The following is a 15,966-nucleotide window of genomic DNA, read 5'->3' as shown; positions in this document are numbered from 1 at the left end:
GGGTGGGCTTCACGGTGGGCTTGGGAGTTGCGGTGGGCTTGTTCGTGGGCTTGGGGGTAGCGGTAGGCTTGGTGGTGGGCTGAGCGGAGGGAGCGGCAGAGGGCTCGCTGCTCTCCTCCACGGGAGCGGAGGACTCGGGCAGGGCATCGGGGCTCTCCTCGGTAACGGGGGCGGAGCTCTCAGGCAGGGGAGAGGCGCTGTTCTCCACCACGGGGGCGGAGGACTCGGGAGCGGGGGTATTACCTCCGCCGCAGGCGGTCAGAGTGGTAAAGGTCAGGGCTCCGGCCAGAGCCAGGGCGATGAAACGATGATTCATGGAAGTACTCCTTTTATGTTTTTTTGTGATCGCTCTATTGGACGGCGGCCCCTGCCAGAAAGTTCCCGCCTTTTTGCAAAAAAACATCCCCGCCGGAGCGGGGATGAAAAAAGACTAGGATGGCGGGGCGGAAGCCATGGGGTCCAGGGGGAGCACCAAGGTGAAGCGGGAACCTACCCCCGGCCAGGACACCACCTCGAACCAGCCGTTGTGGCGGTCGGCGATCCACTTGGCGATGGATAGGCCCAGACCGGTGCCGCCGGTCTGGCGGGCCCGGCTCTCGTCGGTGCGGTAGAAGCGGTCAAAGATGTGGGGCAGGCTGTTCTTGTCGATACCCTGCCCTTCGTCAGATACCGTCAGCCGGGCCAGGCCGTCCTTTCCCTGGGCGGACAGAGCGATGCGACCGCCCGCCGGGGTGTATTTGACGGCGTTGTCCACCAGAATGCGCAGGGCCTGCTTGAGGAGAGCCTCGTCGGCTACCACCGGTACAGCACACAGCCATTTGCCCTCAAAGCGGTGGGTCTGATCCAGCATCTCGGTCTCCCGCAGCACCTCGGCGGCCACCTCGGTGAGGTCGCACAGCTGGGGCTGGAAGCGCACCGAGTCGTTGTCCCCCCGGGCCAGGAAGAGCAGCTGCTCCACCAGGGCCTTCATGGAGTCGGCCTCCTGGCGGATGGCGTCGATGGCCTCCTGCCGGGTGGCCGGGTCGTCCTTGCCCCACCGGTCCAGCAGACTGGCATAGCCCTGAATGACGGCGATGGGGGTGCGCAGCTCATGGCTGGCGTCGGAGACGAACCGGCTCTGGGAGCGGTAGGCCTCGTTGATGCGGTCCAGCATGGCGTTGATGGCCTGGGCCAGGGTCTTCAGCTCCTTCTGGGTGCCGGTGACCGGAATGCGCCGGTCCAGATGGCTGGCGTTGATCTCGTCCAGCTTGCCCGCCAGGGCCTGGAGCTCCTCGGGGGACATGGAACTGCCCAACCGGCTGGCGGCGGTGGCCAGCTCCTGGATGGGCCGCAGGGTGCGGCGGATAGTGCCGGCGTTTTTGAAAAGGTTGAGTACCAGACTGACCAGCTGGCAGAATACCACCACCCGGGCGGCAAAGCAGAAGATGCGGGCGGGGCGGGTCAGGTCCAGGGTGAGGGTGTAGGGCCCTGCTTCCTGCTCCAACTGGATCATGTACCGGGTGGCCTCGCCGGTGCGGAAGGTAAACAGCCGCATAGGGTCCAGGTCCCCCGGCACAAAATACCGGGGCGCCTCCGGCGGGTCCAGATGGTCGGTCAGGACGGCGGGCAGGGCATAACCCTCAGCGGAAGCTGGACCGTCAACGAGGGTAAAGCCCGCCGCCTGGGTCCAGGCCTCGTCCTCCGGGGCGGGCAGCCCCTGCTCCTCCACCTGGGCGGCAATGTGGGCGGCCTGCCCCTCCGACCACACCAGCAGCCCGCCGCAGAACAGCAGGATGAGCAGCAGGTCCAGAAAAAGGTAGATCCCCAGCAGCCGGAAAAAGAGCCGGGCGTTGAGCCGGGCCACAATGGAGGACTTGATGCGGCCGGGTGGCCGGGTGGTCTTATCGGCCATGTCCCCTTACCCCTCCAGCCAGTCCAGCACCGGCGCCAGTTGGGCAGTGTCCACCCAGTCGGCGCCCCCCACGATGGCCTTCAGCGCCTCCTGGGACTCCCGGTCTGTTTTTTTGGAGAGAATGGCCTTCATCATGGCCATCATCATCTTGTATCTGCCCCTGATGCGAGCGGGGGCATAGCCGCCCCGCAGATAAAAGAGGGGAAGCCCCCCGCAGCGGTTGTCCCCGGCCAGCTTGGCGGGATCGGCCTGGGGGGCCAGACCCACGGCGCAGATCCCCGCCACCTGGAAGCGGCCCATGGCCCCCTTCAGGCCCTGGATCTTCCCGGCGCACAGCCAGCCCAGAAAGAGCACCTGGGTGCTCCCGGGCAGATCGCACTCCTCCAGCCGGTACAGGGGCAGCCCGGTCTGGTGGGAGAGCAGGGTGGCGTACTGGGCGGTGAACCCGGTGTTGCTGGTGTAGACAATGGCGGAAACCTTCATTCTGACTCCTCCCGAATCACATAGCCCACACCCCGTACGGTGTGGATCAGTTTGATGTGGAACGCCTCGTCCAGCTTGGTCCGCAGAAAGCGGATGTATACGTCCACGGTGTTGGTCTCGCCCAGAAAGTCGAACCCCCACACCTGCTCCAGCAGCTCCTCCCGGGAGAGCACCTTCTCCTTGTGTTCCAGCAGGCAGTGGAGCAGGTCGAATTCCCGGCGGGTGAGGGCCACGTCCTTGCCGTCCACCGTCACCTGATGACGTTCCACGTCCATGGACAGAGGCCCCACCGACAGACGGCTGTCCGGCTCGGCCCGGCCGGGACGCTTGCGCAGGGCGGCCCGGATGCGGGCCAACAGCTCCTCGGTGGCGAAGGGCTTGGTCACATAGTCGTCCGCTCCCATGTCCAGCCCGGACACCTTGTCCACCACCGTGTCCCGGGCGGTGAGCATGATGACGGGCACCTGACTCTCCCGCCGCAGACGGCGGAGCACCTCCATGCCGGAGAGGGCCGGCAGCATGATGTCCAGCAGGATCAGGTCGAACCGGCCGGACAGGGCCAGCTCCAGCCCGGTCCGGCCGTCAAAGGCCTTTTCCACCTGATAGCCCTCGTAGTTCAGCTCCAGCTCCACCATGCGGGCCAGCTTTTCTTCGTCCTCCACCAGCAGGATACGCTCCTCCATGGCATGTCACCTCATTGCTTGGATTGCTTTTTGTGGGCGGCCTGCTCGGCCTCGGCCCGCACCCGCTCCATGGCGTCCCCTACGGCGTCGGCGGCGTGGTTGACAGCCTGGCTCACGGCGTTGTCGTCAAAATCCGGCCCGGCAAACCGGTACCGGAACCCACACAGCAGGCCGATCACCAGCAGGGGCAGGGTGATCCAGAAGGCCAGCACCACCAGCAGGATAAAGATAATGAGGGGAATGGAGTCGGTATAGACGCCCCGCCGCCAGATCTCAAACCGGTTTTCCGTCAGGGCGCGGCCGATGTGGGACCAGACGCCGCCCTGCTCCTCCTTCTCCCAGCTCTGGGCCTGAGGCTCCGGGGAGGGGGGTGCGGTCTCCTCCCCCGATTTGGTGGAGTAGTGGGCGCTCTCCCCGCCGTCGGAGCGGATCTTCCCCCGCTGTTCCAGCAGGATCAGGGCGTCCAGCAGGTTGCCCTCCGCCTCCTCCAGCACGGCCTTGGCCTCCTCATAGGACACGTTGGCCCGTTTGCGCAGCCGGTCCACCAATTCCAATGTGATTTCCATGGGCTCACATCCTTTCCGTGGTACCAGTATACCCCACACCCGGTAAAGAAGGGATTGAGCCCTCCTTAAAATTCCATTAAAACCGGCACCATTATACCAGTCCCCGGGTGAGGGTGCAAGCGGCTTTACCGGCGGGGGAAAGCATGATATAATAACTAACATCTACGAGACAAACAGGAAAGGAGTGTGGGTATGGGCTGGAAAAAGCGGCTGCTGACGCTGATGTGCGCGGCCCTGCTGGTGATCGGCCCCGGGCTGATGAGCACCGCCCGGGCGGACAACGTGGCCATCTACCTGCTGGCGGAAAACGACGTCATGGTGGACCTGCCGGTCAACGCCATGCCGGCCTGGATCGGCGGCGTTTTGTACGTACCCTACACGGCCTTTGACTGGACGGTGACCGGGGTGAACCTGGGGGTGAGCTACGGGCAGATCCGGGAGGGAGACGACTACCGGCTCACCCTGTACAGCCTCAACGGTATGCTCACCTTTGATATCAACAAGGGCACCTGCGTGGACCGGGACGGCCAGACCCTGAGTATGCGGGCCATCTCCCGCAACGGCTGGATCTTTGTGCCGGTGGCGTCGGTGTGTGCCTATTTCGGCCTGGGGTACAGCTATACCCCCACCAGTTACGGCACCCTGATCCGCATCACCAACGGCCAGGAGTGGCTGGACAGCACCAAATTCGTCCAGTACGCCGAGAGCTCCATGAAGGAGCGCTACAACCGCTACTTAAATCAGCTCAATCCGGAGAGCCCCCAGCCCTCCGCCCAGACCCCCACTCGGCCCAACACCACTCCGGAGCCCACGGAGACCGCCCAGACCCTCTACCTGTCCTTTTTGTGCGGCGGGGGCGGGGATCTGAACGGGATTCTGGACCAGCTGGAGGAGGCCGGAGTCCGTGCCCTCTTCCTCTTCCGCCCGGAGGATCTGGCGGACAGCGGGGAGACCCTCCGCCGCATGGTGGGCAGCGGCCATCTGGTGGGGCTCAGCGTGACCGGCACCACCCTCTCCCAGGTGGAGGAGGAGCTGGAGACCGGCTCCGCCCTGCTGGCCCGGCTGATCCGGGTCCAGCCCCACGCCGTCTATCTGGAGGCGGCGGGGAACGATGTGGCCGCAGCCCTGGAGGGGGACGGCTGGGCCTGCTGGACCCCCCAGCTCCGGCAGCTGGAGGACAGCCGTACCGCCTATAACCGCAGCTCGGCCCTGCTCAGCGCCCTTGACAGCCGCAGCGGCAGCGTGCGCCTGCTGCTGGACGACGGCGCCGGTACCGCCGACCTGCTGGACCGGCTGCTGCCCCGGCTGGACCAGAAAAACTATCAGGTCCGCCTGCCGGTGGAGACCGTATTTTGAATGCAGAGGGGCGGGCCATAGGTCCGCCCCGTTTTTATATTCTATATTATAAGGTAGTAAGGAGGCCGCCGCCATGCGCAGCGTGTATCTGGACAACGGAGCCACATCCTATCCCAAGGCCCCCGGCGTGGGGGAGGCCATGGCCAATTACATTACCAACATCGGCTGCAACATTGCCCGCGGAGGCTATCAGCAGGCCTATGACGCTGCCGGGCGAGTGCTGGAGATCCGGGAGAAGCTCAATTCCCTGGTCAACGGCCCCGGCTCCCGCAACGTGGTCTTTACCCCCGGCGCCACGGCGGGGCTGAATATGCTGCTCAAGGGTCTGCTCCGGCCGGGAGACAAGGTGCTCACCAGCCCCATGGAGCACAACGCCGTCCTCCGCCCCCTGGAGCAGCTGAAAAAGCGGGGGGTGACGGTGGAACTGCTGCCCTGCACCGACCGGGGGGAGCTCATTCTGGAGGGATTGGCCGATCGGCTGACCCCCGACGTGCGGGCGGTGATTCTCTGCCACGGCTCCAACGTGTCGGGCACCCGCTTCCCCATTGAGCAGGTTGGCCCCCTCTGCCGGGAGCGGGGCATTTTCTTCCTGGCGGACGCCGCCCAGACTCTGGGGGCCATCCCCGTGGATATGACCGCCATGGCCATTGACGGTCTGGCCTTCCCCGGCCACAAGGGGCTGCTGGGCCCCCAGGGCATCGGCGGCCTGGTGATCACCGACGCGCTGGCGAGTGAGCTGGAGCCGCTGCTCTCCGGCGGCACCGGCAGCATGTCCGAGTCTCTGGATATGCCCCCCTTCCTGCCCGACCGGCTGGAGGCGGGCACCCTGAATCTGCCCGGCATCTTCGGCCTGGGGGCCGCCCTGGACTATCTGGAAGGGGAGGGGGAGGCCCTCCGGATCAGAGAGCATAAGCTGGCCGGTCACCTGTGGGCACGGCTCATGGAGCTGGAGGAGGACGGCATCCGGGTGCTGGGCAGCCGGGACCCGTCCAACCGTACCGGCGTGGTGTCCATCGACTTTTTGAAGGCCGACAACGCCGAGATGGCCTTCCGGCTGGAGCAGGAGTACGGCATCCAGACCCGGTGCGGCCTCCACTGTGCCCCCCTGGCCCACCAGACCCTGGGCACCTTCCCCCAGGGGGCGGTCCGCTTCTCCGTGGGCCCCTTCACCACCTTTGAGGAGCTGGATTACGTCCAGGACGCCGTCTATCGCCTTCTCCTGGAGTAAAAGCCGGGCCCATCCCCTGAATCCGCCCCTGTAACATTCGCCCTCTTATTTTACGCTTATGTTACAAAACCGCCGGGGGTGTTGACTCGGCGGGAGGGATGGATTATGATAAGTCCAGACTCGGGAGGAGAGGATGTTCCCTTGCCTCCCGGGCCAAATCTAATAAGGAGGAATTCCGAATGAGAAACCTCAAGCGAGTTCTCAGCCTGGCTCTGGCCGTCATGATGCTGATCGGCATGATGGTTGTCGGCGCCAACGCTGCGGGCTACAACGATTTCACCGATAAGGATGAGATCGTGAACAAGGATGCCGTTTCCATGCTCGTTTCCCTGGGCGTGATCAACGGCATGGAGGACGGTTCTTACTACGCTCCCACCCAGGGCGTGGACCGTGCTATGATGGCGAAGATGATCTCCGTCATCATGAACCTGGGCATTGACAAGGGTGATCTGTACGAGAACACCCCCACCGGCCTGACCGACATCAGCAACAGCTGGGCCAAGGGCCACATCAACTTCTGCTACACCACCGGCATCATCGCCGGCCGTGGCAACAACACCTTCGACCCCAACACCGGCGTGACCGGTACTGAGGCCGCCAAGATGCTGCTGGTCGCCGCTGGTTATGATCCCGCTGTTGAGGGCCTGACCGGTTCTCAGTGGGAGATCAAGACCATCGCTCTGGCTTCCAAGCTGGGCATCTTCCGCAACTACACCAAGCCCGTCACCGACAAGCTGAGCCGTGACGACGCTGCCCTGCTGATCTACAATGCTCTGGACATCGAGATGATCCAGAAGTACGAGGACGGCTATGCTCTGTCCTACGCTGATCACCGCACCATCCTGTCCGCCATGTACGGCGTGTACAAGGTGGAGGGCGTTGTCACCGCCAACGAGTGGGCCATCCTGGACGATGACAGCGATACCGCTCTGAAGACCGGCCTGACCACCATCTACAATGCTGATGGCATCTTCTCCACCACCACCAGCACCTCCGTCAACGACAAGGACAGCAACGTCAAGACCGCTACCTTCGAGGTTTCCACCCCCGTTGATATGCTGGGTAAGACCGTTGTCATGTATGTGAAGAAGGCCACCATCCTGGAGAACTCCACTGTTTATGGTGATGCCATTGTTGCCTCCAGCAACAACGTCATCGAGACTGGCGTCCGCGTCACCGGCGGCACCACCAAGGACGACGACTCCCTGGCTTCCCTGCTGAAGGGCACCGGCCTGTCCGTTGACAAGTACACCGAGTACTATCACAACTACGAGGAAGTCGCCATCGACAACACCGATACCAGTGACGTGATGAACGTGCGCGGCGCTGCTCTGACCGTCATCGACAACGACAACGACGGCTATGTGGACTATGTCCTCTCCCTGCAGAAGGACCTGACCTATGTGTCCGCTGTCAGCACCAAGAACGACACCACCACTCTGTACGGCCTGCCCGGCGACGACGTTGTGGACAACGACGAGATCGTCACCTCCGAGGATCTGGCTAAGGACGACGTGGTTCTGGTTGTCCAGTACGGCGGCCGCACCTATGTTGAGTATCCCAAGACCGTTACCGGCGAGATGGAGCTCTTCAACGCCACCAGCAAGGATCCCTCCAAGAACTACATCAAGGTTGAGGGCGAGAAGTACAACGAGGACGAGCTGAAGGTTCTGAGCGTCAGCAACAAGAACACCATCAAGTTTGTGCTCACCGACTGCGCCACCGCTACCGGCGTGCAGTTTGACGCTACTTACGACTTCTTCCTGGACGACTTCGGCAACATCCTGGCCTATCGTGAGGTCGAGGGCGCTCCCACCCAGTACGCTCTGGCTCTGGATTCCGCCTACTCCATCAACGGCCTGACCACCACCGGTCAGATCAAGCTGCTGCTGGCTGACGGCACCTCCAAGATCTATGACGTCGATATGGATGCTACCGCTTCCAAGTTCGAGGCTATGGCCGATGATAATGACGGTGATACCGCTATCGAGAAGTGGTTTAAGAGCTCTATCAACGACGACAACGCTATGGACGCCGTTCTGAAGTTCATGGGTTCCGACGATATCAGCCAGGTGGGTAAGGGTGACCGCGGTTATGCCGCCGGTAACCTGGTGGCTTACACCATTGACGAGGACACTCAGGAAGTGACCTTCCAGCCTGCTGGTCTGGACCTGGGTACTTGGGTGAATGGTACTTCCACCACTTACAATGTCAATGGGTTCTTTGCTCCTCAGCAGCCCAAGACCACTGCCATTCTGGGCGCTGACCTGGAGAAGGGCGATGTTGACCTCATCTACACCTACGGCGGTAACTACGCTACCGATCACCGCGGCAGCTACGGCATTGACGAGGACACCGTTGTTTACTACTATAACGGCTCCAAGGCCAATGTGGTCAAGGGCTACAGCGCTATGGCCAACCTGATTCCCAAGGCTGGCAGCGGTTCCGGTATTGATCAGGTGAACACTAAGGTATCCGTGGTTGCCTTTGACGACGCCACCGACGTGGCCGAGGTCATTGTGGTTTACACCACTAAGGCTTCCTTCGGCAGCGAGGACTACCTCTTCCTGATGAAGACCTACAACAAGAGCGGCAGCATCTACACCTACACCGCCATCGACGAAGAGGGCAATGTCTTTGAGATCCAGTCCAAGGACGGCTCCTCTGTTGCCAACAGATATGCTGGCGCTCTGGTCACCTACTCCAAGGACGGCGACCTGTATAAGCTGACTCCTGTGACCGATAAGTACTATGCTGGTCAGCCTGCTCCCACCTCCACCGACACCGGCGCTGACCTGGGTATGATCGTGGTCGACCGCACCGACTATGTGAAGGTCTACGACTTCAGCACTGCTGCCGATCTGGATGCCAACGATCCCGAGGCTGTCAACCAGACCGCTCTGCTGGACAACTACTGGGTCCGCTACGCTGATAAGGCTCTGGTCATCGATGTGGACAACACCGATTACGATGCCGATACCGCTGCTGAGACTGAGTTTACCTCCGGTCAGTACGGCTGGGTCGTGTTCGACGAGAGCAAGAAGGCTGTTGTGGCCTTTATCACTGACACCTACAAGATGGAGGCCGATGTGACTCCCGGCGGCAACAATGACGGCCGTGACCTGCTGGCTTCCGTTGTGGTGAACGACGCTACTCAGTATGTGCCCTCTGCCGGCTATTCCACCATTGCCAAGGCTGTTGAGAACGCTGAGACCATCAAGATGAACAGCGACTCTTCTCAGAAATACAAGATTGCCCTGACCGCCAAGAATCTGGGCAATGGCGAGTGCTGGGGCAATGCTGGCCTGTTCGGCAGCAAGACTGCTGCTTTGACCGGCAACGTTACCCAGGGTAATAACGCCCTGTCTGGTACCACCCAGAACTGGGCTAACGCTGGTGTGACCATTGCCGAGGGTAACTACATCGTTATTGAGGTCAACAATAACCTTGTGAGCACCTACTATGCTTACACCTTCGTGAAGTAAGCAATCTCTTACAGCAAAAGCGTCCCCCTTTTCAGGGGGACGCTTTTACTTTTACCTATAAAAAGCCAGATAGGTATATTTGCGGCCGGATTGGTTGGTGTTTTGGTTATCATTTTTATACACGGTAAAACCGCTGGCTGCAAGCTCTATACTGCCCTGACTATAATTTTGGACAGAAAACCCACTGGAGATATCAGACCAGCACCAAACCACAACCGGTTTATGACCCAGATTGATGGTTTTGGTATATGCTCCATCGCCGGTAAACTGTCCCTCAACTGCTTGAGTCTTTTGTTGTACTTCTGTGGCTAATGTCAAAACAGAGCTTTGCTCCGCCTTCTCCCCCAAGGCCTCATCGATCTTCTTCAGGTCTTCATTGAAATCCGTCCTCAGGAAATTGTCCTCCGGGGCCCACTGGTGGAGCCCGTAATTGGATGTGTAAGTTGCCATTATTATCCCTCCTCGGCTATCGCCCGTGGAGGGCTTTTTGTTGCACAGGCATAAAAAAGGACGTGCCCCGGAGGGCACGTCCTTTCCACACTCTCTATTCAGTTGGCGGTACCAAAGATGACGGCGGCTTCGCCGGCGTCGGCGGCATAGGCCCGGATCACCACATCGGCATTGTCCATACCGGGCACATGGGCGGGCAGATTGACAATGCCCTCATAGCACACCGCCTGCTTAACGGCGGGGTCGTAGATCACAAAGAGGGTATTGCTGTTCAGGGTCAGGCTGTACTGGCGGCCGGTCTGGCTGCTGCCCCCCATGGCGGAGACGTCCAGGCCGCTCTCCTGATACAGCGCATAGGCGGTCATGCTGTCGGATGCGTCGGGGAGAGGATAGAGGGCCACGGTATTCCCCTGCCGGGTATAGGCCAGGATGCCGGACAGATCAGCAGCGGCGGCCACTGATTGGCTGGTATTCTCTCCGTTGGAATCCTGGCCGTCGGCGCTGGCGTCATAGACCAGAAGGTTGGTATTGCGGATCACCACGTCCCCCACCTCCAGGCTGACGGCGGAGGCGGACACATAGCCCGCTCCCTCCCGGATCACGCCGGCGGGGTTATTGGCGGCGTTGGGGCCGAAGGAGCCGTTTTTCCCATAGGGAGCACCGGCGGTCAGGTCGGCGGCAGTCAGGGTTTGCAGAGCCACCGGGAACTGCCCCACCGTGCCGTCGGAGAGGAGCAGCTGGGCGGTAACGGAGGGCTGACCGTCGGTCAGGGTACCCGCCATACCCAGCACCATGGCGTAGCCGGAGGAGGGCTCCTCCGGGCGCACAGCCACCACGCTGCCCGACTGGTCCAGGCAGAAAACCCCGTCCGTATCGGGCTGGAGCGCGGCCACGCCGGATACGCCGGTGGCCAGAGGGTAGGTTTCGCCGGAAATGACCGCCTGATCGGCAGACAGGCTGGTAAGGGTGCCCGTTACCTGCCGGGTGGGGTAAATGTGGGCCACGCCGTCGGCCACCGCGCAGGTGACGGTATCGCCTGCTTTTACCTCGCCGTGGAGCACCGCCGTGTCGGCGGAGGAGTACAGATAGTCCACATAGCCTGCGCCGCCGATGGTGTAGGTGGTCATGCCGGAGGTCACAGTCACGTCGGAGAGGGTGTCCACCTGATAGGTGATGACCACAATGTCGGTAATTGCATTTTTCTCCCCGGTGTAGATCTCCACCTGCCGCCCGTTCTCGGTAAACTGGGCCAGAAAGTCCGCGGTGGTCTGGTCGTTGATCCAGCATGCGGTCTGGGTGGAGCTTTCGCCGGAACCGGAGTAGGTCAGGTTGGCCGCAGCGTTGAAGGTGATCTTCTTGCTGTTGGTAATGCGCTCGCTGGAGCCATAGAGGTAGGTATCCTTAAACGAGCAGGCCGAAAGGGTGTCGGCCACCTCCTGGGCGCTGGTGGACAGGGAAAACACGGCGGCGGGGGTGTGGGGGGTGTAATGGACCTTCTCGCCCTTCCACTGCCAGCCGCTGCCGGGACGGCCAAAACCGTCGTAGGCGGTCGTCAGCTCCAGGTCTGGGAAATAGGCCTCGCAGAACTGCTGTATGCCGTCCTTGCTGCCGTTGTAGTCGTGATCGTAATAGCCGTCCACCTTACCCACCACCGGGCGGTTGGTAAAGCTGTCGCTGCGGCCCTGGTAGCGGACCATATCGCAGGTCAGGGCCTGAAAGCACATCAGGGCCGCGTCCTGGCGGCTGATGCTCCGGGTCAGATCCAGGTCCTGAGAGGCCAGACCCAGCTCCGACGCCGCGGAGGCCACATTCAGCATCCAGTCTCCGCCGGTGTAGCCCTCGGCTGCCGGGTCATACCCCAGCGCCACCAGCAGCATTTTGGCAAAGGACGCGCCGGTAAGGGGCTGCTCGGGATAAAAGCGGCCGCTGCCGTCTCCGGCCAGGATGTTGTTCTGGACGCAGTAAGCGATATAGGGGGCAGACCAGCGGCTTGTGGGCACGTCGGAGAAGCGCTGGGTCCCGGCGTAAAGCTGTCCGGCCTCCTCCAGGCCGCCCAGCATGGCGCAGAGGATCTTGGCCGCCTGCTCCCGGGTCAGGGTGGCGTTGGGGCTGAAGGCGTCGCCGCTGCCCTGAAATACCCCCAGGGCAGTCATTACGTCCACCGCCTCGGTGTGGGTGATCTGGTCACCGTCCACAAAATCGCTGCTGGCCGCCGAGGCGGGCAGGGGCAGCAGCCCGGACAGGGTCAGCGCCGACAGGGCCAGCGCCAACCTCCGTTTCCATGTTCGCATGGTGCATTCCTCCTTCAGGGGTCATGGAAAGGAGCAAAATGCTCCTGATTCTCTCTCTTTAATGATACCCCAATTCCCGCCGCCGTCAACATTTTGGGCCGTAATGTAATACAAATGTCAACTGGAGCGGAGCACAGCGGGCCGATGTGGGCAGACGGTGAATTGCCCCAAAGGGGCAAGAGAAGCCACCCTGGGATGTCGGCCCCTACCGGGGAAGGTCGGGCAGCAGGGGCGGCCTTTACGGCCGCCCGCCCGTTTTGCGGCCGTGCAACAAAAGGCCCTCCGCCGGCCACAGCCGAGGAGGGATAATAATGGCAACTTACACATCCAATTATGGGTTCCACCAGTGGGCCCCGGAGGACAATTTCCTGCGGACGGACTTCAATGAGGACCTGAAGAAGATCGATGAGGCTATCAAGGGGGTGGAGACAGACACGGACCAAAAGCTGACGGAAAAAGCGGAGGTGGTATGGGGCAGCTACACGGGTAACAACGGAGAAAATCGTCAAATCTCCCTTGGAAGCAAGCCTAAGCTGGTTTTGTTGTTTTGCCGCGACAAGGAAGCATTGCTGACCTTTGAGGGAAAGCCCTATATCAGTCAGGAAGACAATCAGACCATGCTGGCTGTGACAAGCAATGGGTTTCAAGTGCATTATGGTTTCATCCGCATCGGACTCAATGATGAGGACTACTATCCTGTGACCAATAAACAGGGGGAAGAATATCGTTACCTGGCGATTAAATAAAATTACTTATCAAAATAGAAGAGCCCCCGAACCAAAGGTTCGGGGGCTCTTAGCTGCTTACTGAAGCGATTGAGAATTACTGAATCTCAACGATGTAGGCAGAGTACATAGCGACCTTAGTAGCGCTATCGTAGGTCTTGACCACGATAACATTACCGTCATTCAGAGCGCCGTTAGCAACGGTGGTGCTCATAGAAGTGGTCAGGTCGGCGTCAGTGGCATCCTTAGCCATGTCGCTGTCGATGAACTTACCGGAACGATAAGCATCCACAGCGCTGTCGAAGGTCAGAACAACAGTAGCAGTAGCCTGACCAGCCTGATCGGCAGACAGGGGCAGAGGAGTGGCGTTGGCAACAGCCTTAGAGATGGTGGCATAATCGCCAGCGCTGCGGGTCTTAAAGCCATTGACAGTGGTGGAAGTGATGCGGTCGTTCTGAGTATCGCCGGGGATCACGATGTCGTCATCCTTGTCGGCAATGACCCAGGCGCACTTCACGCGCAGATCCTTGTCGTAGACGATGACAGCCTGCTGGCCGTTCTCGAAGGCGATGGTATCGGCGGTCTCGTCATCCTTATCCACATCAAAGGCGTTGAAGATCACGTCAGCATTGCGGTCAGCCAGCATGGCATCCCAAGCAACAGCCTTAGGAGTGCTGGTGCCATAAGCGTGATAGGTCTCAACCCACTTGGCGTAGGGCACGTACACATAGCCGAAGGCGATGTTGTGGACGGGGTCGCCGCTGCTGTCAAGATCCACATCGTTAACGGTGGTGAGCACCTTATTGCCGTCCACCAGGTACTCGTTCTTGTCGTTATTGCCGCCAAACACGCTGGTGAAGGTGGTCCAGCCCTTGGAGTCGGTGGAGTACTCGTAGACCATGTTGTTGACGCCGTCAGTCATGGTATTGGGAGTCTCGGTCTTCAGGGTGGTGATGGTACCATCCTCCAGGATGACGTTGTACACATTGTAGGTGCTGTACTGGCGGTAGGTATCCAGAACCAGAGCGTAGTGGGTCTCCTTCTCAGCGTCATAGTCGCCATGGACAACGATCACGTTGGCCACGCCGGTCTTGCCGTTGTCATAGGCCTCGGGGTTGTACATGACAACGTCAACCTTGTGGGAGGAGCCGGAGGTAAACTTCTCGGTGTTGTACAGGTTCTCGTAGCCGATAGCCACGTTGGCGTCGCTGCCGTCCCAGAAGAACACCACGGTCTCGTCGTCGATACCGAACTTCACGTCGCTGTTGACATCCACAGCCTTCTCCTGGACATCCTTGTCATTGTCCACATAGGAGTAGACATAGTTGGTGCCGTTGCCGTCCACCTCGAAGTAGGTGTCGCCCTTGCTGATGGCAGCATTCAGGGTAGCAACGTTGGCGGTGTCGTAGTTGGAAGCATCATAGCTGGTGATCAGGGTGGGGCTGGTCTGCTTGCGAGCGGACAGGTTCACGTCGGGCTCGCCCAGGGTGACCTCGTTATCCTCGTTGAAGGAATAGGTGACCAGGACACCGGAAGCGCTGCCGGCAGGACGGTAACCATTGGCCTGATAACGGCCGTCGCTGGTGCCGAAGAAGTTCTTCAGGCTCTCGTCGCCGTTCTTACCGAACAGGTTGTTACGGGTGGCGGTCCAGTTCACGTCATAGGTGCCGGTGGTGCCGTCGGACAGCAGCAGCTCGACCTCAGCGGTCAGAGTCAGGCCGTTGACGGAGAAGGCGGAGTCGGTGATCAGGGCGTAGTTCTTGGCAGCGGCCTCGACTTCCTCGAAGGCGATCACGTTGTCATACTCGTCCAGATAGAAGATGTAGGTGGCGTCAAACTGCACGCCGCCGGGCATCTCGCACTCATCAACCTTGAACTTGGTGGCGCCGGACTTGTTGGTCAGGCCATCCTCATAGTAGTCGGTGCCGTCCACGGTCATGTACTTGTCGGTCACGACCTTGGTGGTGTAGTACTCCATCTCGCCGGTGACGGTCTCGGGCTTCTCAACATAGGTACGGCCACCGTAGGTCACAGCCAGGACGATGTCGTCCTTAGCCACGTCCTCATAGCCCACCACATTGGCAAAGTCCTCGGTGATCATGCCCTTAACGGTCAGGGTCTCCTTGCTGGTGTTGTAGGAGGAGATCTCGGAGAGGGTCTTCTCCAGGGAGAGGACGTACTCCACGTAGCCGTCGTTGTCGTTGTCGATGACGGTCAGGGTAGCACCCTTCACGTTCATGACATCGGCAGTCTTGGTGCTGTCGAGAGCAACTTCCTCGTAGTTGTGGTAGTACTCGGTGTTCTTGTCCACGGACAGGCCGGTGCCCTTCAGCAGGGAAGCCAGGGAGTTGTCGTCACGGGTGGTACCGCCGGTGACCTTGTTGCCGGTGGTGATCACGTTGTTGCCAGCAGCAACAATGGCCTCACCGTAAACGGTGGAGTTCTCCAGGATGGTGGCCTTCTTCACGTACAGGGTAACGGTCTTGCCCAGCATATCAACGGGGGTGGAAACCTCGAAGGTAGCGGTCTTGACGTTGTTGTCCTTGTCGTTGACGGAGGTGCTGGTGGTGGTGGAGAAGATACCATCAGCATTGTAGATGGTGGTCAGGCCTTCCTTCAGAGCGGTGTCGCTGTCGTCGTCCAGCATGGCCCACTCGTTGGCAACCACAACGCCCTCCACCTTGTACACGCCGTACATAGCGGACAGGATGGTGCGGTGATCAGCGTAGGACAGAGCATAGCCGTCCTCGTACTTCTGGATCATCTCGATGTCCAGAGCATTGTAGATCAGCAGGGCAGCGTCGTCAC

Annotated in this window: 11 protein-coding genes and 1 pseudogene; 4 read left to right on the top strand and 8 right to left on the bottom strand. The window is 60.6% G+C overall.

All coding sequences use genetic code 11. The features are described 5' to 3' along the window. The 5 genes and pseudogenes from B5G34_RS17435 to B5G34_RS17415 form a co-directional block, all read right to left on the bottom strand. Nucleotides 1-316 (bottom strand): annotated as a pseudogene (locus B5G34_RS17435) (hypothetical protein); the annotation flags it as partial. A 114-nt stretch (nt 317-430) separates the two neighbouring features. After that, nucleotides 431-1,891 (bottom strand): HAMP domain-containing sensor histidine kinase, encoded by a 1,461-nt coding sequence (locus tag B5G34_RS17430; protein WP_087340443.1) that lies wholly within the window; start codon nt 1,889-1,891, stop codon nt 431-433. A gap of 6 nt (nt 1,892-1,897) precedes the next feature. Next, entirely contained in the window at nt 1,898-2,374 is a 477-nt protein-coding gene (locus tag B5G34_RS17425; protein WP_087340441.1) for a hypothetical protein, read from the bottom strand. Then, nucleotides 2,371-3,057 (bottom strand): response regulator transcription factor, encoded by a 687-nt coding sequence (locus B5G34_RS17420; RefSeq protein ID WP_087340439.1) that lies wholly within the window; start codon nt 3,055-3,057, stop codon nt 2,371-2,373. Before B5G34_RS17420 ends, B5G34_RS17425 begins: the two co-directional genes overlap by 4 nt. An 11-nt stretch (nt 3,058-3,068) precedes the next feature. Beyond that, entirely contained in the window at nt 3,069-3,623 is a 555-nt protein-coding gene (locus B5G34_RS17415; RefSeq protein ID WP_087340438.1) for a hypothetical protein, read from the bottom strand. 192 nt (nt 3,624-3,815) lie between these two features. Between B5G34_RS17415 and B5G34_RS17410 the strand changes: the two genes are divergently transcribed. From B5G34_RS17410 to B5G34_RS17400, 3 genes are all read left to right on the top strand, one after another. Beyond that, nucleotides 3,816-4,979: a hypothetical protein gene (locus B5G34_RS17410; RefSeq protein WP_087340436.1), complete on the top strand. Its 1,164-nt coding sequence runs from the start codon at nt 3,816-3,818 to the stop codon at nt 4,977-4,979. Nucleotides 4,980-5,052: 73 nt separating this feature from the next. Continuing rightward, the gene (locus B5G34_RS17405) at nt 5,053-6,207 is read left to right on the top strand and encodes an aminotransferase class V-fold PLP-dependent enzyme (protein ID WP_087340435.1); all 1,155 of its coding nucleotides are present in this window, start codon (nt 5,053-5,055) and stop codon (nt 6,205-6,207) included. Nucleotides 6,208-6,386: 179 nt separating this feature from the next. Next, complete coding sequence (locus B5G34_RS17400; RefSeq protein WP_162609524.1) at nt 6,387-9,692, top strand: S-layer homology domain-containing protein; 3,306 nt, start codon at nt 6,387-6,389, stop codon at nt 9,690-9,692. A 51-nt stretch (nt 9,693-9,743) separates the two neighbouring features. Here the strand turns inward: B5G34_RS17400 and B5G34_RS17395 are convergent, their stop codons facing one another. Continuing rightward, nucleotides 9,744-10,142 carry a hypothetical protein gene (locus tag B5G34_RS17395; RefSeq protein ID WP_087340431.1) on the bottom strand — a complete coding sequence of 133 codons (399 nt, stop codon included), beginning with the start codon at nt 10,140-10,142 and terminating at the stop codon, nt 9,744-9,746. 98 nt (nt 10,143-10,240) lie between these two features. Continuing rightward, complete coding sequence (locus B5G34_RS17390; protein ID WP_087340429.1) at nt 10,241-12,433, bottom strand: S-layer homology domain-containing protein; 2,193 nt, start codon at nt 12,431-12,433, stop codon at nt 10,241-10,243. A gap of 311 nt (nt 12,434-12,744) precedes the next feature. Between B5G34_RS17390 and B5G34_RS17385 the strand changes: the two genes are divergently transcribed. Continuing rightward, entirely contained in the window at nt 12,745-13,179 is a 435-nt protein-coding gene (locus tag B5G34_RS17385; RefSeq protein WP_087340427.1) for a hypothetical protein, read from the top strand. 76 nt (nt 13,180-13,255) lie between these two features. Here B5G34_RS17385 and B5G34_RS18855 read toward each other — a convergent pair. Then, nucleotides 13,256-15,966 (bottom strand): hypothetical protein (locus B5G34_RS18855; RefSeq protein ID WP_087340424.1); only part of this gene is annotated, 2,711 nt, incomplete at its 5' end.

This window comes from Flavonifractor sp. An82 (assembly GCF_002159265.1).
In the GTDB taxonomy this organism is placed as follows: domain Bacteria; phylum Bacillota; class Clostridia; order Oscillospirales; family Oscillospiraceae; genus Flavonifractor.
Note: the sequence above shows the minus strand (reverse complement) of the source record. Positions and strands in the feature narration are given on the sequence as shown.